The sequence below is a fragment of the Maribacter sp. 1_MG-2023 genome (assembly GCF_030547005.1).
GTDB lineage: Bacteria > Bacteroidota > Bacteroidia > Flavobacteriales > Flavobacteriaceae > Maribacter.
The window spans coordinates 61,372-86,034 of sequence record NZ_JAUOPN010000015.1; the positions used below are offsets into that span (position 1 = coordinate 61,372).

The window sequence follows — 24,663 nt, forward strand, 5'->3', positions numbered from 1 at the left end:
GAATAAAAAATTAAATGAATAAATATATAGTACTAACAATAATAGCCATGTTGCCGTGGTTTGCTTTTTCTCAAGAAAAGGTAGAAGGTGTAGTGTTAGATTCTGAAGGGTCTAATGCATTGACACTTTCGGGTGCAAATGTCTATTGGCAAGACTCTCAAACGGGAGTGGTGACAGATTTTGATGGTAAATTTTCAATTCCGTATAAAAAAGAATTTAATAAATTAATAATTAGTTATGTCGGTTTTGAAACTGATACATTAACTATAAATGAACCAAAGACAATTCGCGTAAGTTTAAAACCATCTAATGAATTAGATGAGGTTGTGGTACAACAAGAGCGAGATCCAATACAGAAGACGTATTTCAGTCCACAGAACGTCATTACCGTTAATAGTGCGGAGTTGTTGAAAGCGGCTTGTTGTAATTTGGCAGAAAGTTTTGAAACCAATCCATCTATAGATGTAAATCTTTCTGACGGATTAACGGGGACCAAACAAATACAAATGTTGGGATTGACGAGTCCGTATTTATTAATCACACAAGAGAATATTCCTATGGTTCGTGGAGCATCACAGGCATATGGATTAACATTTACACCTGGTACATGGATAGAGAGTATTCAAATTACAAAAGGTGCAGGTAGTGTCGTTAATGGCTATGAAAGTATATCCGGACAAATAAATACAGAGCTGGTAAAACCATTAACTGATAATGCTGTTTTTGTAAATGGATATGCCAATCAAAATGGACGTTATGAACTGAATACGCATTTTAATAGAAAGTTGACCGACAAGTGGAGTACAGGGTTGTATATTCATGGAAACAAGCGAACACAAAAAGAAGATAATAATGAAGACGGATTTTTAGATGCTCCTTTGGCGGATCAAATAAATGTAATGAACCGTTGGCAGTATCAAGATGCAGAAAAGGGGTGGGTAAGTTTCTTCAATGTTCGTTTTTTAAATGATGAAAAACAAGTAGGGCAAGTAGATTTTAATCCTGATACAGATAGGGTAGATGGTAGTAATAGGTCACTGAGCGGAGCCGAAGTGTGGGGTAGTGAGATTAATACACGTAGGTTCGATACTTCATTAAAACTTGGTTATGTTTTTCCTGAATTGCCCTTTCAAAGTTTAGGTTTTCAAACATCATACAGTTTACATAAACAAGATTCCTATTTCGGATTTAGAACCTATGATATCAATCATGAAAGTTTGTATAGTAATTTGCTTTTTAATTCTATAATTGGTGATACTAGAAATAAGTTTAAAACTGGAATTACATTTGCTTATGATGGTTATGATGAAATGGTTGCTGCAACAGATTATTCTAGAGACGACACGTCTGTAGGAGCATTTTTTGAATATAGCTATGAGAATCTAGAAAAAGTAAGTCTTACTGCTGGTTTACGAGTAGATAACCATAATAGGTTAGGTACTTTTGTAACGCCTAGATTTCATATTAGATATACACCATGGGAAAAAGGGAGTCTAAGAGGTTCATTTGGTAGAGGTAAAAGAGCTGCAAATATTTTTGCAGAGAATCAGCAGTTGTTTGCATCCGCAAGGCAAATTAATATAGGCAATACAGGAGGTAAGGTGTATGGTTTAGATCCGGAAGATGCATGGAATTACGGAGTAAGCTTTTTGCAGGGATTCAATTTCTTAAATAAAAAAGGAGATATTTCGTTGGATTATTATATCACCGATTTTGAAAATCAAGTAGTAGTAGATTGGGAAAATCCGCAAGAGGTTTCTTTTTATAATTTAGATGGAGATAGTAGTGCTAAGAGTTTTCAAGTTGAGGTTAATTACGAGCTATTAACCCGTTTAAATTTTAGAACGTCATATAAGTTTTATGATGTATCGACCGATTATAATAGCGGCAATCTACAAAAACCGTTATTGGCTCAAAACCGATTTTTTGCTAATTTAGGTTATGAGACCGAAGCAAAAGAAAACGGTGCACAGTGGAAGTTCGATTATACCTTGCATGCTTTAGGTAAAATGAGATTACCTGATACCAGTGTTAATGAGCCGGCGTATCAATTAGGCGAATATTCATCACCTTATAATTTAATGAATGCCCAAATAACCAAGGTGTTTTCTAATAGGATAGAGTTATATATAGGTGGCGAGAATTTAACAGGAGAACAACAAAATAATCCAGTTTTAGGAGCGAATGATCCTTTTGGTCCCAATTTTGATACAACTATAGTATATGCGCCAATTATGGGAAGAATGTTCTATGGCGGATTCAGATTTAAAATTCAGTAACTAACGATTAATATAAAAACAATGAAAGCAACGATTTTATCAATAGCAATGATGCTTATTGCAGTAGTAACCTATGCACAAGACAAGAACAAGAAAGTAACTTTTGATGTCAATGGTAGATGTGCCATGTGTAAAGAGCGTATAGAAGAAGCAGCCTTAAATGTGAAAGGTGTAAAATATGCAAATTGGAGTATACCAACACATCAGCTAAATATAATAATGGATGAGCGTAAGACCGATGCCATGAAGGTTAAAACAGCAATAGTTGCTGTGGGTCACGATACCAAAGAATTAAAAGCAACTGATGAGGCATACAATAGTGTGCACCCTTGCTGTTTGTATAGAGAAGACAATTCTGATGATGGAAAACACCATGGAAATAAGCAGTAATAATTGCCTTTTGTCAAGTTTGATTTTGGACTGAAAACCCAGTAAAGAATTTTAGTTAATTTTTTGCCAACGCAATTATCACGAATCAAAATCTGAAATACATTAGCTATAGATTTATCTTTAATTCTATAACAATGGCACAAGCAAAATCAGCAGGAAAACCAGCTGCAAAACCTTCTCCGGCAAAAGCTGGAAAAAAGGCTGCTCCAAAAGCTGCTCCTAAAAAGAAGTAGTTAAGTTGTTGCCTTTAGAAGGCGATACCGTTTGGACGATAAAACCACCTTCTGTAAATAAAGAAGGTGGTTTTTTTGTTGCTCATATTTGAAATAAAAAAACCGTACTTGAAATTTCAAGAACGGTTTTAAATAATATAAACTGTAAGAACAAGCTAGTAATTGCCTGTCGATACTATCGACCTACATCATGCCTGGCATTCCGCCACCACCCATAGGAGGCATAGCAGGAGCATCTTCTTTAATGTCAGTTAAAGCACATTCAGTAGTTAAGATCATACCGGCAACAGAAGCAGCGTTCTCTAATGCTACTCTAGTTACTTTCTTCGGATCAATAATACCTGCTTTCATCATTTCAACATACTGCTCAGTTTTAGCATCGTATCCGAAATCACCTTTACCTTCAAGTATTTTAGCGATAACTACAGAACCTTCACCACCAGCGTTAGAAACGATAGTTCTTAAAGGGGCTTCGATAGCACGGGCAACGATTTGTAAACCTGTAGCCTCATCTTCATTTTCAGTAGAAACCTTGCTAAGAACAGATTTAGCTCTTACCAGTGCAACACCACCACCAGCAACAATACCTTCTTCAACGGCAGCTCTTGTAGCGTGTAATGCATCATCAACACGGTCTTTTTTCTCTTTCATTTCAACTTCAGAAGCTGCACCTACGTAAAGTACTGCAACACCACCAGCTAATTTAGCTAAACGCTCTTGAAGTTTTTCTTTATCGTAGTCAGATGTAGTTGTCTCGATTTGAGATTTAATCTGATTAACTCTAGTTTTGATATCTTTTGCAACACCACCACCGTTAACGATAGTTGTATTGTCTTTATCAATCTGTACTTTTTCACAAGTACCTAACATATCTAGTGTAGTGTTATCTAAAGAGAAACCTCTTTCTTCAGAAATAACAGTACCACCAGTTAAGATTGCGATATCTTCTAGCATTGCTTTTCTGCGGTCACCAAAACCTGGAGCCTTAACAGCGGCAATTTTTAAAGAACCTCTTAATTTGTTTACAACCAATGTAGCTAATGCTTCACCATCAACATCTTCAGCGATAATCAATAAAGGCTTACCTGATTGAGCAACTGGCTCTAATACAGGAAGTAAATCTTTCATTGAAGAAATTTTCTTGTCGAACAATAAAATGTAAGGACTTTCTAATTCAGAAACCATCTTTTCAGAATCGGTTACGAAATATGGAGATAAGTAACCTCTATCGAACTGCATACCTTCAACAACATCAACATACGTATCTGTACCTTTAGCCTCTTCAACAGTAATAACTCCTTCTTTACCAACTTTACCGAAAGCTTTTGCGATTAAATCGCCAATAGTTTCGTCGTTGTTAGCTGAAATAGAAGCAACTTGCTTAATTTTTTCAGAAGAATCACCAACTTTTTTAGCTTGTTTAGCTAAATCGGCAACGATAGCTTCAACAGCTTTGTCGATTCCTCTTTTTAAATCCATTGGGTTTGCACCTGCAGCAACGTTTTTCAAACCTTCTTTTACGATAGCTTGAGCTAAAACTGTAGCGGTAGTGGTACCGTCACCTGCTAGATCATTGGTTTTAGAAGCAACTTCTTTAACCATTTGCGCACCCATGTTTTCTAATGGGTCAGCCAATTCAATTTCTTTTGCTACGGTAACACCATCTTTAGTTACTTGTGGAGCACCAAATGATTTGCTGATAATAACGTTTCTACCCTTTGGACCTAATGTTACTTTTACAGCATTTGCCAATGCATCAACACCTCTTTTAAGGCCGTCTCTTGCATCTATGTCAAACTTAATATCTTTTGCCATTTTTAATTTTATTTTGATTTATGACTTTTGCACTAGGCATAAAGCCAAGAAAATTATTAATTTTTTTAAATGAAAATTTAAAGGCTATTGGCTAAGAGCCAATGACCAATTGCTATTTTTAGATAATAGCAAGAATATCACTTTCTCTCATCATTAAGTAATCTGTACCTTCTAACTTCAATTCGGTTCCGGCGTATTTTCCGTAAAGAACGGTATCACCAACTTTAACGGTAACACTGTCATCTTTTGTTCCAGGACCCACGGCTACAACTTTACCTTTCTGTGGTTTCTCTTTTGCAGTATCAGGAATATAAAGTCCAGACGCAGTCTTAGTTTCAGCTGCCATTGGCTCGATAAGAACTCTGTCTGCCAATGGTTTGATATTAACTTTAGCCATAATTATTAGTTTTTAAATTGATTTTTAGTTTCGTGATAACATAAAAGCAGAAATTATGCCATTGCCTGTTTCCTGACAAATTGTAAACGAAAAATGCCAGCTTATGACAAGCTGGCATTTAAATATTATGTAGTAATAATATTATAAACTATTCTGAAGGTGTTTCATCATTAGTTACAGGTGGTGTTACTGTTTCTGGTAGCGTTTCTGGTACTACAGTTTCGATATCATCACCTTGTAATAATTTTGAATCGGCATCACCGTAATTACCTTTAAGGGCAACATTCGATGCTAAGATTAAAACTATTAATAAACCTGCTAGAGTCCACGTACTTTTATCTAAAAAGTCACCTGTTTTTTTAACTCCGCCAACAACTTGGTTACCTCCTCCGCCAAAAGAAGAAGAAAGTCCGCCACCTTTTGGGTTCTGTACCATGATCACTAATACTAACAATAAGCAAACGACAATGATAAGTATTAGGAAAATTGAAAATGTACTCATTCTAAATTATTTATTATCTTTTCGTAATTTTTCTACCGCTTTTATTCGGTCTGCAAAGAAACTACTTTTTTCTGGATATTTCAAAATTAAAATTTTGTAAGCCTGAATTGCATTTTTGTACTTTTTTTGCTCTAGATAAACCCTCGCTAAAGTCTCTGTCATCAGTTCGTTATGGTCTATTTTAGAGGATTTTGAAATATCTATAACGGTACTCTGCTCTGTTGGCACTATTTTAGGGTTGGAGGCTATAAATTTATCAATACGGTCGTATTTCTTTTTAATTGCTTCACTTTTAGCCCTAGGTTTTCTAATAGGTTTTGGAGTAATTTTGATTTCTTTTACCTTTTGTACGGTTTTTTTAATGTTACTTTCTCTTGCCACTGGTTGTTGCTCAATAATTTCTTCTTGAGTCTCAGTAATATCTTCTTTAGACTCTTCTAATGGTTTTTTAGAAGCGAGACTTAGCCATTCAGAAAAAGAATATTTCTCTTTGGCATCGAAAGTTAAGGGTTTGCCTATATCAAGAGCATTTTCTTCTTCGGTATTTGAAGGGTTTTTAGTTTGAAATAACTCAGGATCTAGTATTTGGTCAGCATCATGTTCATCTTGTGGTAAGGGCTTATCTTTAGATGGCGTAATTAAAGATGCTATAGCCGTTTCTTTTGTAGAAAAATCATTCTTTTCTATTTCTACGATTTCATCTTCTGTAATCGAATCTTCAGTTTCAATTTCGGCTTCAATTTCAGTTACTTCTTCTATCTCTTTAACAATCTCAATATGTTCGTTTTCTGAGATTTTCTCCGTTTCTTCAATGTGGACTATTTCTTCTTCTTTACTTTCGGATGCTACAATATTCTCTTCTGGGATATCCCCATCATATTGTAAAAAATCTTTGGAAGTAATAAACTCAAAAAGTACATCTCTGTCCGTAGTGTAGGCAGCAGTTACTTTCAATGCTTTATTGTACTTGTAGCTGTTTAAATTTTTTAATCCCTTTAGATGTAAGGCGCGAGCAGCTTGAAAGTAAGGATATTCAGCTATGATATCTTCTAGGTGTTTTGTATGTATGGGTTCTACCACTTTGGTAGGATGTTCTAGAAAATATGTAAAGTCCTTAACGTTCATGTGATCTACCAATCTGCCAATGAGGCGTTGAAAATATCTTGTGTTAACCTTTCGAAAATTATTTCGTGTGCTTCGCTTTTTACGGTCGCTAATTGAGTGTCTGCATCATAATCATAGAAAAAAGAAAAACTTTGGTCAAAAGCAGCATCTTCTTTTAGCTGATTGTAAAAACGCACTTTTACTCTAATAGAAAGTCTGTTTTGTGCTGCTGTTTGTGCAGCGGTTGCAGACATAGGTGAAATTTTATATTCGGTTATTTCGCCTTCGTATAGTAAATCTGGATTGCCAGAAGAAATAAGATCTAAACTGGTCTGATTTTGAATTCTGTCTTGTAGTGCTAAAGTGAAATCTCTATCTACCCCTGGTTCAAAAGTAGAACCCGGACTCTGGGTTGCATAGTTTTGAAAATAGCTTACTTTGAATGTTTTGGCTTCACCAACATTACCTCCTGTAAAATTGTATACGCCGCAGCTTAAAAGTAAGATGACGGGTAGTATATAGATTATAGATTTTTTAAGGTATCTCATTGAATTGGAATTCATTTTAAATTAAAGGTCGTACTGTTTTATTTTACGGTAAAGCGTTCGTTCAGAAATACCTAATTCTGTTGCTGCAGCCTTTCTTTTACCTCGGTTACGTTCCAGAGATTTTTTAATCAATTCTACTTCTTTCTCTTGTAAAGATAGGGTTTCTTCTTCTTGAATTTCTTCGGCAAAATGATATTTGTCTTCGTATGATTCTTGAATTAAAGAAGGCTCTTCTTTTTTAGGTTCGGGTAAATGCAGAAGATTTCTTGGCGCTTCTTCTTGAGTATCATGTTCGATATCTGCATCATCTTCATCGTCGTTACCGTAGATTTTGCGTATCAAGTTTTCATTGTCCTTTTGAACCTTCTCAGAGTCGTTGTTTTTTAACAGCTCCATGGTTAACTTTTTAAGGTCATTTAGGTCACCTTTCATATCGAACAATACCTTGTATAGAATCTCTCTTTCGTTGCTGAAATCGCTTTCAGATTTAGTGTTGGAGACTACTGCAGGTAGATTGCTTGTAGTGTTATGAGGTAAATATCCATTCAAGGTTGCGGCGGTAATAGCTCTATTTTCCTCTAAAACCGAAACTTGTTCTGCAATATTTCTTAACTGACGTATGTTACCTGGCCATCTATATTTTATTAATAAAGATACTGCATGGTCGTCTAACCTGATGGTAGGCATTTTATATTTCTGACTGAAATCAGATGCAAATTTTCTAAACAACAAGTGAATATCATCTTGACGTTCACGCAATGGCGGTATGTTAATTTCTACGGTGCTTAAACGGTAATAAAGGTCTTCTCGAAAACGCTCTTTTTTAATCGCTTCGAACATATTTACATTCGTGGCAGCTACAATACGTACATCTGTTTTTTGAACTTGAGATGATCCCACTTTTAGAAATTCACCATTTTCTAGCACACGTAAAAGACGCACCTGAGTAGTTAATGGTAATTCGCCAACTTCATCTAAAAATATCGTGCCACCATCGGCGACTTCGAAATAACCGCTTCTAGTTTGTGTAGCTCCTGTAAAAGCACCTTTTTCGTGTCCGAAAAGCTCACTGTCAATAGTTCCTTCGGGTATTGCACCGCAGTTAACGGCGATATATTTTGCATGTTTTCTATGAGAAAGCGAATGAATGATTTTCGGAATTGATTCTTTACCAACACCACTTTCACCAGTAACCAAAACTGAAATATCTGTTGCGGCAACTTGCATTGCTTTTTGAATGGCACGGTTCAATTTTGGGTCTTGCCCAATAATTTCAAAACGTTGTTTTATACTTTGTATGCTTTCCATATAAAATGGGTACTATAAAGTTAGTTATTGTCAGAATACCCAACAGCAACACCTTTTAAGGTTGCAGAAGTGCAGTCGTTAATTTGTACGTTTACAAAGTCGCCTACCTTGTAATTTTCTTTCGGAAAAACCACTACAGTACTTTGAGTGTTTCGCCCCTTCCATTCGAGTTCCGATTTTTTAGAAGTTCCTTCTATTAAAACCTCTTGGATCTGACCTACATGTTTTTCTGTTCTAAACTGACAGTGACTTCTCTGTAAGGCTATAATTTCAGAAAGGCGTCTCTTCTTTGTAGCTTCTGGTACATCATCTTCCATTTTTCTGCCGGCCATGGTGCCAGGTCTTTCAGAATATGAATACATAAAACCGAAATCATACTTTACGTGCTCTAGCGCTTTTAAAGTAGCGGCATGATCCTCTTCCGTTTCTGTGGGGAAACCAGTAATGATATCTTGAGATATAGAGCAGCCAGGTAGAATTTTTCTAATTTCATCTGTCAGTTCAAAATACTCTTCTATAGTGTGTAAACGATTCATTTCCTTTAAAATGCGATTGCTACCGCTTTGTACGGGTAAATGAACGTGATTACATATATTTTTATGTTTGGCCATGGTTCTAATCACATCCAAAGTCATGTCTTGCGGGTTTGATGTTGAAAAGCGAATACGCATTTTTGGGTTTGCCAATGCAACCATTTCTAACAGTTTAGAAAAGTTGGTAGCTGTCGCTTTTTGCATATCAGAAGCATTCACAAAATTCTTTTTGAGTCCGCCGCCATACCATAAATAGCTATCTACATTCTGTCCAAGTAATGTAATTTCTTTGAATCCGTTTTCAGAAAGCTCTTTTACTTCAGTTAAAATAGATTGTGGGTCTCTACTACGTTCACGGCCTCTAGTAAATGGTACAACACAAAATGTACACATGTTATCACATCCTCTGGTAATAGAGACAAAAGCGGTAACCCCGTTTGTGTTTAGTCTAACAGGTGCAATATCGCCGTAAGTTTCATCCTTAGAAAGAATAACATTAACCGCATCTCTACCAGAATCTACTTCTTTTATTAAGTTGGGTAAATCTTTATAGGCATCTGGTCCAACGACCATATCTACTATTTTTTCTTCATCTAAAAGCTTGTCTTTTAGGCGTTCCGCCATACAGCCAAGAACTCCAACTTTTAAATGTGGTCGAGTTTTTTTTACCTTATTATATTCGGTTAATCTTTTACGTATGGTCTGTTCAGCTTTATCTCTAATAGAACATGTGTTTACAAGTACTAAATCGGCATCTTCTAACGTTTGGGTGGTGTTAAAACCTTCGGTCGCAAGTATAGATGCTACAATTTCACTGTCTGCAAAGTTCATGGCGCAACCGTAACTCTCAATGTAGAGATTTCGTTTGTTAGCCTCTTTTCCGTCAACTACCAAAGTTGTGCCCTGCACATTTTCGTCTATGGTTTTCTCCATTTTTGTAATACGTTGCAATAAAATATTTTGGATGGCAAAGATACTATTATAATCAAAAATATGACAAGATGGCATGATTATTTAGGGTTTGTTTATGCTTTCTACATGAAAATTATTTAGTTTTAACACCAATTATAACCACCAATACTTATGAATTTAGAAAACTTGACGCAACACATTAAATCGAAACCAGATTTAGAATTTGGCACCATATTCAGTAGGTCTATAGACCTTTTTAAGAAGGTGTGGTTACAGGGCTTTATTATTTTGCTCTTAACATTCGTTGTAATACTCCCATTTTATATTGTTTTGTATATACCTATGATTGCTTTGGGTATAACTGATCCAGAGGCGCTTCAGCATAATGAATTGCCACCAATGGCGGCTATTGCAATGGCTATTCTTTTTCCTGTTTTTGCTTTAGGGGTAACTACTTTTGCTTTGGCATTAAATGCGGCATTTTTAAAGATGTGTAGAGAAAAAGATTTAGGAAAAGAATCTAGTGATGATTACTTCTATTTCTTTAAAGAAGGGCGTTTAGGTAAGGTTTTTATTCTTGCTTTATACACATTCGGGCTCTCAATTTTAGGGGCGATGGCCTGTGGTATTGGTATGTTTTATGTAATAGTCCCAGTTTCATTGATTCCTGCTTTTTTAGCGTTTTCAAATGAACTTTCTCCATTAGAAATGGTGAAGGCTAGCTTTACATTGGGTAATAAAAACTGGCTGGTCATTTTTGGTCTAGTTTTCGTTTCGGCTTTTGTGGCACAACTAGGGTTAATTTTATGTTGCGTAGGAGCACTGTTTACTGCAATGCTTGCTAAAGTACCTACGTATTATATGTATAAAGACGGAGTTGGTTTTAATGAGGTAGAAGAAATTTCAAACTATTGATAACGCAATTATTACTTATTTCTTTATCTTTTGGTTAGAACCAGTTAAATTATAGACCATGAAGAATCTTGTTTTTCTTTTTTGTGCCATTGCATTATCTGCATTTGTTTCTTGTGATGATGATGGACCGTATGAAGATTACTTAGTGGCTAGACCAATTGTACAAGATGCAATTTCATTTAAGGCAGAAGCTGTTGACGTTACAGAACCAGTACCAATTGTATCATCTGGTAAAATATATGCTTACCAAGACTATATTTTTGTAAATGATGTAAACCTTGGTTTTCATGTTTTAGATAATAAGAATCCGTCAGCGCCAGAAAGCATTGCTTTTATAAAGTTAGAGGGCAATTTCGATATTTCTATAAAAGACGATAAGCTGTATGCTGATAGTTACGGCGATTTGGTGATTTTTGACATATCAGATATTACTAATATTACCATTCAAAGTAGAATTGTAAATGCCATATATAATAATGATGTATGGCTTTCGAACATAGAATATCCTCAAGCAGATTTTTACGAGTATGACGACATTGATTATGGTAAAGATATTGTTGTAGGCTGGGAGGTAAACACAGAAAGAAGGTCTGTTGAAGAATATGAAGAGCGGTATAGGTATACAGATGATTTAGCGCTTCAAACAGCAGAAAGTAATGATTCTGGTCAGCCTGGTATAGGGCAAGGCGGTTCTTTGGCGCGTTTTAAAATTATAGACGACTATTTATACGTAGTAGATTATAGCAACATTAATATTTTTAACATTGCAGATGTCGAAGATGTAAAAGTTTTAGATGATGTGCAGGTCGCTTGGGATATTGAAACGATATACAGTCAGGGAAATATTTTATTTATAGGCGGTGCTCAGGGTATGTATATTTATGGAATAGAAGACCCGAAAAATCCGAAGTTTATTTCAGAATTTAGGCATGGTACTGCTTGTGATCCTGTGGTTGTTGATGGCGATTATGCATATGTAACTTTAAAAGGAGGAGGTTTCTGTGGAAATACCGAAAGTGGATTGTATGTGATTGATATATCTAATCTTGAGAATCCGGAATTAAAAGTGATTTATCCTATGGATGGTCCAAACGGATTAGGCGTTAAAGGCAATGCACTATTTGTATGCGATGGAGACTCAGGTTTAAAAGTATATGATAAAACAGATGCGCCAAATGTTACTTTAGTCAATTCATTCGAAAATATTATTGCCTATGATGTTATACCGTTGGCATCATCATTATTAATGATCGGTGATCGCACATTGTATCAATATGAATATGTAGATAATGACATTAGGTTATTAAGTACCTTTCAATTGTAAGAATAATAAAAGGTTAAAAAAAGGGAAGCTAGTTTAGCTTCCCTTTTTTTATTTCGGTACCCTAATTGGTTTGTGGCTTGTGATATAGCCGATATAATAATCATGATTTTTATGAAAATAAAGGCTAAACTCTATTGAAATATGGGAAAAAATAAATTCCTGAAATTCCAAAGTTTAATTTTTAGTATACATTTGTAAGTATAAACAAGGTTGATGGCGAAAAATTTAGTAATTGTTGAGTCTCCTGCAAAGGCCAAAACTATAGAGAAGTTTTTGGGAAAAGATTTTAAGGTTGAATCGAGCTTTGGTCACATTGCCGATTTACCTTCAAAGGAGCTGGGAGTAGATGTTGAAGGCGATTTTACACCGAAATATATAGTCGATAAAGACAAGCAAGCTTTAGTGAAAAAGCTTAAAAGTCTTGCAGATAAAGCAGAAACTATATGGCTCGCGAGTGATGAGGATCGAGAAGGAGAGGCTATTTCTTGGCACTTGGCCGAAGAGCTAGGTTTAGATAAGAACAAGACAAAACGTATTGTTTTTAACTCAGTTACAAAAGCTGCTATTCAAAAAGCAATTGAAAACCCAAGGGAAATCAATTACAACCTTGTAAATGCACAACAAGCGAGACGAGTTTTAGACCGTTTGGTTGGGTATCAATTATCTCCAGTACTTTGGAAAAAAATTAAACCGGGTCTTTCTGCCGGTCGTGTTCAATCTGTAGCCGTTAGGTTAATTGTTGAACGAGAAAGAGATATTGAAGGCTTTGAGCCACAGGCATCATTTAAGATTGCAGCGGAGTTTCAAACTGAAGCAGGAAGTACTTTTTCAGCTAAGTTGAACAAGACCTTTAAATCAGAAAAAGAAGCAAAAGCATTTTTAGAGAAAAATAAGGCTGCAGATTTTTCTGTAAGCAAATTAGATAAGAAACCGGCTAAGAAGTCGCCATCTGCACCGTTTACAACCTCTACATTACAGCAAGAAGCATCAAGAAAGTTATATTTTTCTGTAGGTAGAACCATGCAAGTAGCTCAACGTTTATATGAAGCGGGTCTAATTACTTACATGAGAACAGATAGTGTTAATCTTTCTAATGAAGCGTTGACATCAGCGAAAGAAGCTATTGAAAAGAATTACGGAAAAGAATATAGCGAAACAAGAAATTTTAAAGGTAAGTCTAAAGGAGCTCAAGAAGCACACGAAGCTATTAGACCTACAGATATGGGTAATCAATCTCCGTCATTGGAGCGTGATCAATCTAAATTATACGACTTAATTTGGAAACGTACAGTTGCATCTCAAATGAGCGATGCACAATTGGAACGTACCAATGTTAAGATTAAAGCAAGCAAGCATTCAGAAGAATTTACTGCAAACGGTGAGGTTATAAAGTTCGATGGTTTCTTAAAAGTGTACATGGAAGGTGTAGATGATGAAGATGTAGCCGAAGAACAAGAAGGCATGTTACCTGCAATGAAAGAAAGCGAGCGTTTGTTGAATAATTTTATTTCAGCTACAGAACGTTTTACCAGAGCACCTTATAGATTTACAGAAGCATCTTTGGTTAAGAAATTAGAAGAGTTGGGTATCGGTAGGCCGTCTACATATGCACCAACAATTTCTACAATTCTTAATAGAGGCTATGTGGAGAAAGGTACTATTGAAGGTAAAGAGCGTAAATATCAACAATTGTTATTAGCGTCAGATGTAATAGAAACAAAGAACCTTACTGAAAATGTTGGTTCAGATAAAGGTAAAATGGTACCAACAGATATCGGTATGATCGTTACCGATTTCTTGGTAAGTAACTTTGCCAATATATTAGATTACAATTTTACTGCACAGGTAGAGGAAGATTTTGATGAAATAGCTTCTGGTGATGAAGACTGGAAGAAAATGATGAAGAACTTCTACAAAGATTTTCATCCTAATGTAGTAGATGTTGAAGAAAATGCAGATCGTGCAAGCGGTGAAAGAATATTAGGTAAAGATCCTAAAAGTGGGAAACAAGTTTCTGTACGTTTAGGTAGATTCGGACCAATGGTACAAATAGGTACTGTTGATGATGAAGAGAAACCAACATTCGCAAGTTTGTTACCAGAACAATCTTTAAATACCATTTCATACGAAGAGGCAATGGACCTTTTTAAACTTCCTAGAAAATTAGGAGTTTATGAAGGTGAAGAAGTATTGGCTAACGTAGGTAGATTTGGACCGTATGTAAAGTTCGGAGAAAAGTTTATTTCTATGGATAAAGGCGAAAGTGCTTTTGAAATAGAGATGGATAGGGCAATAGAACTTATTGTTGCCAAGCAGAAAGCCGATGCGCCAATTGCCATGTACGAAGATCTTGAGGTAACTAAAGGTACTGGTAGATTTGGACCGTTCATTAAGTGGAACGGTATGTTTATCAATGTGAACAAAAAGTACGATTTTGATAATTTATCAAATGACGACATTATAGAGCTTATCGAAGTAAAGAAGCAAAAAGAAATTGATAAGGTTATTCATAACTGGGAAGAAGAAGGCATACGTATAGAAAAAGCTAGATGGGGTCGTCATAATGTCTTAAAAGGTAAAATAAAGGTAGAATTGGCAAAAACTGTCGATGTTGTCAATATGACTTTAGAAGAAGCTCAGAAGTTGATAGAGGCAAAAACTCCGAAGAAAAAAACTCCAAAGAAAAAGGCAAAAGCTAAACCTAAGTCAAAAAAGTAATTTAATTTTAGGTCGAAGATTAGTATAGTATTTTATGATTTTTAAAAACCTTTAATAAATGGCCTTTGATTTTCTAGTTCCGGTATCGGATAAAGTTTTAGCCCATAATGAGTTACTACCTAGTCAGTCCATTGGTAAAAACACCCATATTCATACCGAAAAGGATGGTTTGCCAGTATTGGCAAATGCCACGGTAGCAATAATTGGGGTTAGAGAATCTAGAAATGCCTACGAAAAGAAGCATGAGAAGTTAGATGTCTCTGCAATACGATTACAATTCTACAAGCTTCTAATAGGAAACTGGAATGCAAGCATTGTAGATCTAGGTGATATTGAAGAAGGCGCTACCGTAAATGACACTTATTTTGTTGTTAAAGAAGTAGTGGCTGAGTTATTAGAAGAACATGTTATTCCTATTATTTTAGGAGCAACACAAGATATAACCTACCCAGCTTACAGAGCTTTTGATGGCATCAGAGATATGATAAATCTGGTAGCGATAGATAGTAGGTTCGATTTTGGAATAGAAGATGAGCTTATATCATCACATTCCTATATGAGTAAAATCATAACAGATAAGCCAAATAATCTTTTTAATTTCTCAAATATTGGCTATCAAAGTTATTTTAATGCTCAAGAAGAAATAGATTTAATGGAGCGTTTATTTTTTGACGCCTATAGACTTGGAGAAGTTGCAAACGACATTTCTTTAGCAGAACCTGTGCTTAGAAATGCACATATGGTAAGTTTAGACTTGCGATCTGTTAAAGCAAGTGAAATTTCTTCATCAGCAAATTTTTCTCCGAACGGATTTAATGGTAGAGAGATCTGTGCCATTTCTAGATATGCCGGTATTAGCGATAAAGTTTCTGTATTTGGGTTGTACGAAATGGAGAACACCGTACAGTCGCAACAGCTGATAGCGCAGATAATATGGTACTTTATAGAAGGTATCAATTTTAGAATTAAAGAATCTCCATATACCAAAACTGATGACTTTGTTAAGTATAATGTACCTAGCGAAGACGAAGAATTAGTATTCTACAAAAGTTTATTAACAGAAAGATGGTGGACAGAAGTTCCATCTATTTTTACTTCACATACTAAAGGCCATACACCAGCGTTATTACCTTGCACCGAGAAGGATTATTTAGATGCATGTAATCAACAAATTCCAGAAAGGTGGTTTAAGGCCTACAAGAAAGGCTTTAATTAACATTATTTTTTTTAAAGCATAAAAAGACTTTAATACAATATTTTATATAAAACCTAGTTTTAGTTGATAGAATAAATTATTGTATTCTGAGTTTAACCATAATCGAAATTTAACCTAAAGTATGAAGAAGCTATTGTTATCCTCTATAGCGTTTGTTTTTTTACTCACAAGTTGTGGGTCTAAGCAAAAAGGTGAGCTAACTGGAGTCCAGGGAAAAAAATGGTACCCAGAAAAACCATATGGAATGGAACTTATCCCAAGGGGTTCTTTCATAATGGGTAAGAGTGAAGAAGATCAAGGAAAGTTATTGAATGCGCCGACTAAGACAGTTACGGTACGTTCTTTTTACATGGATGATACCGAAATCACGAACAGTGAGTATCGTCAGTTTGTAGAATGGGTGAAGGATTCTATCGTTAGAACCAAGTTAGCCATTTTAGCTGATGAGTTAGGTATCGGCCCAGAAGAAGGCGGTATTGGTGACTATGCTTTTAAAGATGCAGATACTACAAGAGCATCTGTATACGATAAGTATATGTTGGACAATTACTCGGGTATGGGCGAAACGGGCTACGAAGGTAGAGCGTTGAGCAAAGATGAAGACCTGGTATGGAACACATCAGACTATCCAGATGAGTATTATACCGAAATTATGGATTCTATCTATCTATCTGAAGAAGAGTCTTATAATGGTCAGCGTACCATAGATGTTAAAAGTCTTAAGTATAAGTATAGCTGGATGGATATCGAAGCAGCTGCACGTGCTTCTGTAAAAGGAAACAAGAGTCGTAAAGACTTCATTCGTACAGAAGAAGTTGAGATATACCCAGATACAACAGTTTGGATCAGAGATTTCTCTTATTCTTATAACGAACCAATGCATAATGATTATTTCTGGCATGATGCGTATAGCGAATACCCTGTAGTTGGTATCAGTTGGCAACAAGCTAAAGCATTCTGTAACTGGAGAACGAAGTTCAAAAATGATGATAACAAGAGTCGTAGTAGACAATTCGTTAATCAATTTAGACTTCCAACAGAAGCTGAATGGGAATATGCAGCAAGAGGTGGTATCGAAGGTGGTACGTATCCATGGGGTGGACCATATGTAATCAGTGATACTGGTTGTTTTATGGCAAACTTTAAACCACAACGTGGAGATTATGCTGCAGATGCTGCTTTATATACAGTAGAAGCGAAATCTTACGAGCCTAATGACTTTAATATGTACAATATGGCTGGTAACGTTTCTGAGTGGACAAATTCAAGTTACGATCCAAGTGCATACGATTATGTATCAACAATGAACCCTAATGGAGGTGACTCATCTAATACTAGAAAAGTTATTAGAGGTGGATCCTGGAAAGATGTAGCTTACTTCTTACAAGTAAGTACAAGAGATTACGAATACGCTGATTCAGCTCGTAGTTACATCGGTTTCAGAACAGTACAAGATTATATGGGTGAGGAAGATTCCACACAATAAATAATAATATTAACAGTTTTAATATAAATTCAAATTCATTTTTTAACCAAATCTTTTTTTTTAAACCTTAAATTAAATTAAACATGGCACAGTCAAAATCCACAAAAAAATTATTTAACATGGCCTACGGGCTAGGAGCATCAGTTGTAATTATTGGTGCATTATTTAAAATTCTTCACTGGGAGTTAGGACCATTAAATGGTGGTATTCTTTTAGCGATAGGTCTTATTACAGAAGCTTTAATTTTCGCGATCAGTGCATTCGAACCAGTAGATGAAGATTTAGATTGGGCATTAGTATACCCAGAATTAGCAGGTGGTGAAGGTAAAGCACCTAAGAAAGCACAAGCTGCAACAGAAGTAAAAGAAGCTGAAGCATCTTTATCTAAGAAATTAGATGATTTATTAAAAGAAGCTGGTGTAGACGCAAGTCTTATGGAAAGCTTAGGTTCAAGCATTAAAAACTTTGAAGGTGCTGCTAAAGGTATCGCTCCAACAGTTGATGCAATGGAATCTACTAAGAAATATTCTAGTGAAATGGTTCATGCTGCTTCTCAAATGGAGTCTTTGAATAGTCTTTATAAAGTACAATTAGAAAGTGCTAGCAAACAAGCTTCAGTTAATGAAGAAGTTGTTCAAAATGCAAGTGCACTTAAAGATCAAATGGCATCTTTGTCTACAAACCTTTCTTCATTGAATGGTGTATATGGTGGTATGTTATCTGCAATGAGCAAAAACTAATTTGGATTTTTACCAACCCGAATCAATTATTAATAAAAATCTAAATTAAAAATCCATGGCAGGAGGAAAAAATTCACCACGTCAGAAGATGGTCAACTTAATGTATTTGATCTTCATCGCAATGCTGGCATTAAACATGAGTAAAGAAGTATTAGCCGCATTCGGTATAATGAATGAAAAGCTAGAGACTTCAAATCAAAAGACAACCGCAAGTAACGATGCGTTCTTGGAAAGTCTTGGAACTAAAGCATCTGAAGATGCTGCAAAGTACGATAAGTTATACAAGAATGCTCAGGAGATTAAAGCAATGTCTCAAGAGTATTATGATTACTTAGAAGGACTTAAAACAGGTATGATGGAAGGGATCGAAGATCCTAAAGATTATGCTCGTATGGATATGGCTGATTACTTAGATCAGAAATTATTCCAAGGTGAAACTTTATCAGAAGATGGTAAAAAATTCATGAGCAACCTAACAGGTTATAGAGATCAAGTTGCGGCGATAGTGCCTGCAGCCTTAAAGCAATCTGTTATCGATCGTTTCCAAACAGGAGATGAGAATGGTAAAGTTGAAAAAAGAGACGGTACCAAGCAAGATTGGATCAATTATCACTATGAAGGATATCCTTTAGTAGCATCTTTAGCAAAATTAACTCAGTTGCAAGCTGACGTTAAAATAACTGAAGAAGCAGCTTTAAAATCTATGTTAGCAGGTGAGTTGTCTAACCAAGTTTCTTTAAAGAACTTTGCAACATCGCTTTTGTCTACTAAATCTGCATACTATTCAGGTGAAAAGTATGATGGTAAGATCATTATCAGCAAAACTGATAACTCTTCTACACCGATAAAAGCTGAGTTAACTTTAGATGGTAGAAAATTAACTGAAGGTTCTGATTATAAATTAGAAGCTGGTGGTGTTAAAATGCTGATTGGTTCTGGTTCTGCTGGTGATCATGAAGTAAAAGGTACTATCTACTTTAAGCAAGACGGTGAAGAAATTCCTGTTGAGGTTAAAAATTCTTTCGCAACAATATCTAAGCCTAATGCTGCTTTAATTGCTGCTGATAAAATGAATGTTGTATATAGAGGTGTTGCTAACCCAATGTCTATCTCTATACCAGGTATACCAAATAATAAGGTAAGAGCATCTGCTCCAGGTCTTAAGTCTGTAAGTGGTAGTAAGTATGTAATGACTCCAGGTACTGGAAGAAACGTTACTATTACAGCTTCAGGTACTTTACCAGATGGTCAGTCTGTATCTTCTAAATCTGAATTCAGAATTAAAGATATTCCAAGACCAGAAGGTTCTGTAAGTAAGCAAACAGGTAGTATTAAACTTCCAAAAAGGAATGTTGAGATCGCTACTGTAGGTGCTGGCTTAGAAGATTTCGATTTTGATTTGAATCTTGCAGTAAGCGGATTTAAATTCAAAGTACCAGGTCAACCAACTGTTTCAGTAAGAGGAAACAAAATGAATGCTAAGGCTAAACAAGCTTTATCACGTGCTAAAAGAGGAGATATCGTTCAAATATTTGATATCGAAGCTTATATCACAAACAATAAGAGTTACAAGTTGAAGAAAGTATCTCCAGTAGTTGTGGAGATTACAAACTAAATAAATAGAATGATACCGGGTAAGCCTATTGGTCTTGCCCGGTTAATTTTAAAGTGAAGCAAACATGAATTGGAAAAATGTTTTAGTAATGGGAGCGGTAACAATGTTACCTTTATCAATGATGGCCCAAGCAAATGTATTGAATGCAAAGAAACCAGATGAGGTTGGTATTCGTACAGAAGCACAGAAAGCTGTCGATAACGATGCTCCATTAGAATATGGTTATGTAGATGATAGGGATATCCTTTGGTCTAAAACTTTATGGGAATCCATAGATTTAGATGAGAGAGTTAATTTCCCATTATATTATCCAACAGATACTATGGATATTGGCCCAGATAGAAGGTCTTTATACCACGTTCTAGTTAAAAATTTAAAAAGTGGAAAATTAGAAACTTATACAGATTCTTATTTTACACAAAAAAGAACTTTTGGCGATTTAAAAGATGCCTTGCAAATGGTTGATACTCTAGATTATGGGTATGAGCAAATGAATGCAGGGGAAGCTGTTTCTGAAGAATATATTACTCGTAGAACTATTTCTGCAGGTGATATTGAAGAATACCACGTTAAAGGAATATGGTATTTTGATAAGAGACAGGGAGAATTAAAATACCGTCTTTTAGGTATTGCTCCAGTAGCGCCAGATGTAAACTTTATGGATGATGACAATCCAGATATGGTAGAGCTTTTTTGGGTATGGTATCCAGATGCTCGTGAAATGTTGCACGAAGCTAAAGTTTTCAACTCACAGAATTCAGCTCAGCCTATCTCATTTGATATGTTGTTAAATGCAAGAAGATTCGATGCCGTTATTTATAAAGAAGATAACGTACAAGGCGATAGAAAAGTAGATGATTACATTTCTGATAATGCTTTGTTCCAATTATTGGAAGCAAAACGAATTAAAGAAACAATTAGAGATAAGGAACAAGACATGTGGGCTTACTAAGCTTACTGAAAATCCAATTCACATAATAAAGACCCGATCGAAAGATCGGGTCTTTTGTTTTTATATCATGTTTTGTGCAATTGTCATTACATTTGCGCCATGGTAGATTTTATAGTGGTAGGACTAGGATTGGCGGGCACTGCATTTTGCGAAACCTTGCGTAAAAACAATAAGACTTTCGTTGTTTTTAATGATCAATCGCAAACATCTTCTCGTGTGGCTGGTGGGTTGTATAATCCTGTTATTTTAAAGCGATTTACCCTTTCTTGGCGCGCAGATGAGCAACTGCCTATAGCAACTGATTTTTATACGCAATTAGAGCAATTTTTAAATGTTAAGTTTGATAAAAAGCTCAATATTTTACGAAAATTCGCGTCTATAGAAGAGCAAAATCTTTGGTTTGAAGCTGCTGATAAAGAAAAACTGAAGCCGTACTTAGATTCTAAATTGGTGAATAATGAGAATACATCGCTCAAAGCACTGCATCAATTTGGAAAAGTTTTAGAAACGGGTAAGTTAGATACTAAGTTACTTTTCAATAGCTATGCAAACTGGTTAGAGCAAGAAAACAGATTGTATGCAGAAACGTTTGATTATAGTCAACTTCAAATTCATCAAGAAGCTGTAAGTTACCAAGATGTAAAAGCAAAGAATGTAGTCTTTACAGAAGGTTATGGTATGATGCAGAATCCGTATTTCAACCATTTACCAATGCAAGGATCAAAGGGCGAATACATTGTTATAAGGGCTAAAGAGTTAAAAGAAACTCAAATAATTAAATCATCCATATTTTTAATTCCCCTTGGCGATGATTTGTATAAAGTAGGTGCTACATATAATAGAGGTCAAAAAGACAATTTATCCACTCTAGAAGCTAAAAATGAGCTAGTAATTAAGCTCGACACCCTTTTAGATAGCTCTTATGAGATAGTTGACCATGAGGCAGGTATGCGCCCTACGGTAAAAGATAGAAGACCATTGGTGGGTAAGCATGCAAAATATAACAACTTATGGCTATTGAACGGTTTTGGTTCTCATGGCATAACCATTGCGCCTTGGGCGGCTAAATCGCTTTACGAGTACATAGAATATCAAATTCCTTTATTGGAAGAAATGAATATAGCCCGTTTTGCTACGAATTAAGATTTTTTAAGGGTAGCCTTAGCATCGTACTTGATGAATATATTGATCCATATGTTACGAGATACTCTCATTATTACTGGCATAAATACAATAAGGGTAATAATTATAGCAATAAACGCTTCTATTAAGCTTGCGCCAAGAAAAAGATTTGCGATAACAAACGCTGCTACGGCAAATGCAATACCTACTCCATAACTCACATACATAGCCCCATAAAAGAACGAAGGTTCTATTTTATATTTTAAGTCACAATGGCTACATTTTTCATGCATTTTAAAGATTTTAGTCATATGGTATGGGTTTTTATCCAAATACATACTTTCTTCATGACATCTAGGGCAACTTCCTGTTAAAATACTGTAGAGTTTGTTTCCTTTTTTTAACATTTGCAAAACTTTACACTAAGGTACGATTTTGAGGTATTTTTTATGCTTGATATGTATCATTGAAAAGAAAAATTTAACTTAAAAGTAACCAGGGTAAAATCAATCTTACTTTTGAGAAAAACTAGAATAATTAGAATTTATGTTAAACGTTCACAACCTATCGGTCTCTTTTGGAGGAGAATATTTATTTGAAGAAATATCATTTCGCTTAAATGGAGGAAATAGAGCAGGGCTAGTAGGTAAAAACGGCGCAGGTAAATCAACCTTGTTGAAATTGCTTAACAAGGATATGGCTTTAGATACCGGTGTTATTGCAATAGAAAAAGATATTAAAATTGGTTTTCTTAGACAAGATATAGATTTTGTAGAAGGTCGATCAGTTTTAGAAGAGGCATACCAGGCTTTTGAAGAGATAAAAGCTTTAGAGCTGAAATTAGATGAGATTAATCATCAATTAGCAGAACGAACGGATTACGAATCTGATATATACAGTCAATTAATTGTAGATCTAAGTGATATTACCCACCACTATGAAATTTTAGGTGGCTATAATTATCAGGGCGAGACAGAAAAAATACTACAAGGTTTAGGCTTTAGAAGAGAAGATTTTGATAAAAAGACCGAAACTTTCTCTGGTGGGTGGCGTATGCGTATAGAGCTTGCTAAATTATTATTGCAAACTAATGATGTCTTGTTATTAGATGAGCCTACAAACCATTTAGATATTGAATCTATTATATGGTTTGAGCAATTTTTGAACAACTATACCGGTGCGGTGGTTATTGTATCTCACGATAAAATGTTTTTAGATAATGTTACCAACAGAACTATTGAAATTTCATTAGGTCGTATTTACGATTATAATAAACCATATACCGAATATCTGGTATTGAGAAATGAGATAAAGCAACAACAGGTAAACGCTCAAAAGAACCAAGAAAAAGAAATTCAGCAAGCAGAAAGATTAATTGAAAAGTTTAGGGCAAAATCGACCAAAGCTTCAATGGCGCAATCTTTAATTAAGAAATTAGACAAAATAGAGCGTATAGAGGTCGATGAAGATGATAATAGTGTAATGAGTCTTCGCTTTCCTATTTCTGTTACTCCCGGTAAAGTTGTTGTAGAGATAGAAAACCTTTCAAAGGCTTATGATGATAATTTAGTATTGAACGATATCAACTTGCTTATTGAGCGTGATAGTAAAACTGCCTTCGTTGGTCAGAACGGGCAAGGTAAATCTACTCTGGCAAAAATCATTGTAGGTGAGCTTAAACATGACGGACACCTAAAGCTGGGTCATAATGTGCAAATAGGATATTTTGCTCAGAACCAGGCGGAGTATCTTGATGGTAATAAGACCATTTTAGATACCATGATCGATGCAGCAAACGAAAAGAATAGAAGTAAGGTAAGAGATATATTAGGATCGTTCTTATTTAGAGGCGATGAAGTAGATAAGTATGTAAAAGTATTATCAGGTGGTGAGCGTAATCGTTTAGCTTTGGCAAAAATGTTATTACAACCTTTTAATGTACTGGTGATGGATGAACCTACAAACCACTTAGATATTAAATCGAAGAATGTACTTAAGCAGGCATGCTTAAACTTTGAAGGTACTTTAATATTGGTTTCTCACGATAGAGACTTTTTACAAGGGCTAACTAACAAGGTATACGAATTCAAAGATCAAAAAATTAGAGAGTATTTAGGTGACGTAGATTTTTATCTAGAGCAACGTAAGGTTGAGAACTTTAGAGCTATTGAGAAAAAGCAGGCTGTTGTTGTCGAAAAGGCTAAACCTAAAGCATCTAATTCTTTTCAAGATCAAAAAAAGCTAAAAAGCTTAAAAAATCAATTGAGTTCTGTAGAAAGTAAAATAGGTAGTCTCGAAAAAGAGATTAAAGATATCGACCATAACCTGTTGGTAGACTACGATACCACTATTGCCAAGCCTGATTTTTTCGAAGGCTACCAAGCGAAAAAGAAAAAATTGGAAACACTGATGCAGAACTGGGAAATTCTTACAATTGATATTGACGAGCTAGATAAGTAAGATAATATCTCACATACGTTTTTAGAGGTTTCACAACATTTTCCCTTGCTTTCACAACAAAGAGGGGTCAATCAACGATAATATTTCAGTTTTC

Annotated in this window: 20 protein-coding genes; 12 read left to right on the plus strand and 8 right to left on the minus strand. The window is 35.3% G+C overall.

Going from position 1 to position 24,663, the window contains the following annotated elements; genetic code table 11:
* Positions 1-14 precede the first annotated feature (14 nt).
* Positions 15-2,279 carry a TonB-dependent receptor gene (locus Q4500_RS15450; RefSeq protein ID WP_303600499.1) on the plus strand — a complete coding sequence of 755 codons (2,265 nt, stop codon included), beginning with the start codon at positions 15-17 and terminating at the stop codon, positions 2,277-2,279.
* A 21-nt stretch (positions 2,280-2,300) separates the two neighbouring features.
* Complete coding sequence (locus tag Q4500_RS15455) at positions 2,301-2,669, plus strand: heavy-metal-associated domain-containing protein (protein WP_303600500.1); 369 nt, start codon at positions 2,301-2,303, stop codon at positions 2,667-2,669.
* Between the two features lie 416 nt (positions 2,670-3,085).
* Here Q4500_RS15455 and groL read toward each other — a convergent pair whose 3' ends face one another.
* From groL to miaB, 7 genes are all read right to left on the minus strand, one after another.
* Entirely contained in the window at positions 3,086-4,717 is a 1,632-nt protein-coding gene (gene groL, locus Q4500_RS15460) for a chaperonin GroEL (RefSeq protein ID WP_303600501.1), read from the minus strand.
* A 118-nt stretch (positions 4,718-4,835) separates the two neighbouring features.
* Positions 4,836-5,114: a co-chaperone GroES gene (gene groES / locus Q4500_RS15465; protein ID WP_036156781.1), complete on the minus strand. Its 279-nt coding sequence runs from the start codon at positions 5,112-5,114 to the stop codon at positions 4,836-4,838.
* 148 nt (positions 5,115-5,262) lie between these two features.
* A complete protein-coding gene (gene secG / locus Q4500_RS15470; protein ID WP_303600502.1) occupies positions 5,263-5,616 on the minus strand; it encodes a preprotein translocase subunit SecG in 354 nt (117 codons plus the stop codon).
* A 6-nt stretch (positions 5,617-5,622) separates the two neighbouring features.
* Positions 5,623-6,741, minus strand: coding sequence for a tetratricopeptide repeat protein (locus tag Q4500_RS15475; RefSeq protein ID WP_303600503.1), 1,119 nt, complete (start codon positions 6,739-6,741; stop codon positions 5,623-5,625).
* A 5-nt stretch (positions 6,742-6,746) separates the two neighbouring features.
* Positions 6,747-7,268, minus strand: a complete 522-nt coding sequence (locus tag Q4500_RS15480; RefSeq protein WP_303600504.1) for an LptE family protein — start codon at positions 7,266-7,268, stop codon at positions 6,747-6,749.
* Between the two features lie 21 nt (positions 7,269-7,289).
* Positions 7,290-8,576 carry a sigma-54-dependent Fis family transcriptional regulator gene (locus Q4500_RS15485; RefSeq protein WP_303600505.1) on the minus strand — a complete coding sequence of 429 codons (1,287 nt, stop codon included), beginning with the start codon at positions 8,574-8,576 and terminating at the stop codon, positions 7,290-7,292.
* Between the two features lie 20 nt (positions 8,577-8,596).
* Positions 8,597-10,042 carry a tRNA (N6-isopentenyl adenosine(37)-C2)-methylthiotransferase MiaB gene (gene miaB / locus Q4500_RS15490; protein WP_303600506.1) on the minus strand — a complete coding sequence of 482 codons (1,446 nt, stop codon included), beginning with the start codon at positions 10,040-10,042 and terminating at the stop codon, positions 8,597-8,599.
* Positions 10,043-10,192: 150 nt separating this feature from the next.
* On the opposite strand from miaB, the gene Q4500_RS15495 reads away from it, so the two are divergent.
* From Q4500_RS15495 to Q4500_RS15535, 9 genes are all read left to right on the plus strand, one after another.
* Positions 10,193-10,936, plus strand: a complete 744-nt coding sequence (locus Q4500_RS15495) for a hypothetical protein (RefSeq protein ID WP_303600507.1) — start codon at positions 10,193-10,195, stop codon at positions 10,934-10,936.
* A gap of 58 nt (positions 10,937-10,994) precedes the next feature.
* Positions 10,995-12,260 (plus strand): LVIVD repeat-containing protein, encoded by a 1,266-nt coding sequence (locus tag Q4500_RS15500; RefSeq protein WP_303600508.1) that lies wholly within the window; start codon positions 10,995-10,997, stop codon positions 12,258-12,260.
* Positions 12,261-12,473: 213 nt separating this feature from the next.
* Complete coding sequence (topA, locus tag Q4500_RS15505; RefSeq protein WP_303600509.1) at positions 12,474-14,978, plus strand: type I DNA topoisomerase; 2,505 nt, start codon at positions 12,474-12,476, stop codon at positions 14,976-14,978.
* A gap of 58 nt (positions 14,979-15,036) precedes the next feature.
* On the plus strand, positions 15,037-16,194 hold the full coding sequence (locus Q4500_RS15510) for a formimidoylglutamase (RefSeq protein WP_303600510.1): 1,158 nt from the start codon (positions 15,037-15,039) through the stop codon (positions 16,192-16,194).
* A gap of 121 nt (positions 16,195-16,315) precedes the next feature.
* The gene (gene gldK, locus Q4500_RS15515) at positions 16,316-17,680 is read left to right on the plus strand and encodes a gliding motility lipoprotein GldK (RefSeq protein ID WP_303600511.1); all 1,365 of its coding nucleotides are present in this window, start codon (positions 16,316-16,318) and stop codon (positions 17,678-17,680) included.
* An 83-nt stretch (positions 17,681-17,763) separates the two neighbouring features.
* Positions 17,764-18,420 (plus strand): gliding motility protein GldL, encoded by a 657-nt coding sequence (gene gldL / locus Q4500_RS15520; protein ID WP_303600512.1) that lies wholly within the window; start codon positions 17,764-17,766, stop codon positions 18,418-18,420.
* Between the two features lie 55 nt (positions 18,421-18,475).
* A complete protein-coding gene (gldM, locus tag Q4500_RS15525; RefSeq protein WP_303600513.1) occupies positions 18,476-20,035 on the plus strand; it encodes a gliding motility protein GldM in 1,560 nt (519 codons plus the stop codon).
* A gap of 64 nt (positions 20,036-20,099) precedes the next feature.
* Entirely contained in the window at positions 20,100-20,987 is an 888-nt protein-coding gene (gene gldN / locus Q4500_RS15530; RefSeq protein ID WP_282050620.1) for a gliding motility protein GldN, read from the plus strand.
* 99 nt (positions 20,988-21,086) lie between these two features.
* Positions 21,087-22,130: an FAD-binding oxidoreductase gene (locus Q4500_RS15535; RefSeq protein WP_303600514.1), complete on the plus strand. Its 1,044-nt coding sequence runs from the start codon at positions 21,087-21,089 to the stop codon at positions 22,128-22,130.
* Here the strand turns inward: Q4500_RS15535 and Q4500_RS15540 are convergent.
* Positions 22,127-22,516, minus strand: coding sequence for a DUF983 domain-containing protein (locus Q4500_RS15540; protein ID WP_303600515.1), 390 nt, complete (start codon positions 22,514-22,516; stop codon positions 22,127-22,129). The genes Q4500_RS15535 and Q4500_RS15540 overlap by 4 nt on opposite strands.
* Positions 22,517-22,655: 139 nt before the next feature.
* Here Q4500_RS15540 and Q4500_RS15545 point away from each other — a divergent pair, with 139 nt between their 5' ends.
* Positions 22,656-24,569 (plus strand): ABC-F family ATP-binding cassette domain-containing protein, encoded by a 1,914-nt coding sequence (locus Q4500_RS15545; RefSeq protein WP_303600516.1) that lies wholly within the window; start codon positions 22,656-22,658, stop codon positions 24,567-24,569.
* Positions 24,570-24,663 lie beyond the last annotated feature (94 nt).

Bases quoted from the DNA above. Each gene is read 5' to 3' on its own strand.
- Q4500_RS15450 (WP_303600499.1), top strand. From the start codon at position 15: ATGAATAAATATATAGTACTAACAATAATAGCCATGTTGCCGTGGTTT.
- Q4500_RS15455 (WP_303600500.1), top strand. From the start codon at position 2,301: ATGAAAGCAACGATTTTATCAATAGCAATGATGCTTATTGCAGTAGTA.
- groL (WP_303600501.1), bottom strand. From the start codon at position 4,717: ATGGCAAAAGATATTAAGTTTGACATAGATGCAAGAGACGGCCTTAAA.
- groES (WP_036156781.1), bottom strand. From the start codon at position 5,114: ATGGCTAAAGTTAATATCAAACCATTGGCAGACAGAGTTCTTATCGAG.
- secG (WP_303600502.1), bottom strand. From the start codon at position 5,616: ATGAGTACATTTTCAATTTTCCTAATACTTATCATTGTCGTTTGCTTA.
- Q4500_RS15475 (WP_303600503.1), bottom strand. From the start codon at position 6,741: ATGAACGTTAAGGACTTTACATATTTTCTAGAACATCCTACCAAAGTG.
- Q4500_RS15480 (WP_303600504.1), bottom strand. From the start codon at position 7,268: ATGAGATACCTTAAAAAATCTATAATCTATATACTACCCGTCATCTTA.
- Q4500_RS15485 (WP_303600505.1), bottom strand. From the start codon at position 8,576: ATGGAAAGCATACAAAGTATAAAACAACGTTTTGAAATTATTGGGCAA.
- miaB (WP_303600506.1), bottom strand. From the start codon at position 10,042: ATGGAGAAAACCATAGACGAAAATGTGCAGGGCACAACTTTGGTAGTT.
- Q4500_RS15495 (WP_303600507.1), top strand. From the start codon at position 10,193: ATGAATTTAGAAAACTTGACGCAACACATTAAATCGAAACCAGATTTA.
- Q4500_RS15500 (WP_303600508.1), top strand. From the start codon at position 10,995: ATGAAGAATCTTGTTTTTCTTTTTTGTGCCATTGCATTATCTGCATTT.
- topA (WP_303600509.1), top strand. From the start codon at position 12,474: ATGGCGAAAAATTTAGTAATTGTTGAGTCTCCTGCAAAGGCCAAAACT.
- Q4500_RS15510 (WP_303600510.1), top strand. From the start codon at position 15,037: ATGGCCTTTGATTTTCTAGTTCCGGTATCGGATAAAGTTTTAGCCCAT.
- gldK (WP_303600511.1), top strand. From the start codon at position 16,316: ATGAAGAAGCTATTGTTATCCTCTATAGCGTTTGTTTTTTTACTCACA.
- gldL (WP_303600512.1), top strand. From the start codon at position 17,764: ATGGCACAGTCAAAATCCACAAAAAAATTATTTAACATGGCCTACGGG.
- gldM (WP_303600513.1), top strand. From the start codon at position 18,476: ATGGCAGGAGGAAAAAATTCACCACGTCAGAAGATGGTCAACTTAATG.
- gldN (WP_282050620.1), top strand. From the start codon at position 20,100: ATGAATTGGAAAAATGTTTTAGTAATGGGAGCGGTAACAATGTTACCT.
- Q4500_RS15535 (WP_303600514.1), top strand. From the start codon at position 21,087: ATGGTAGATTTTATAGTGGTAGGACTAGGATTGGCGGGCACTGCATTT.
- Q4500_RS15540 (WP_303600515.1), bottom strand. From the start codon at position 22,516: ATGTTAAAAAAAGGAAACAAACTCTACAGTATTTTAACAGGAAGTTGC.
- Q4500_RS15545 (WP_303600516.1), top strand. From the start codon at position 22,656: ATGTTAAACGTTCACAACCTATCGGTCTCTTTTGGAGGAGAATATTTA.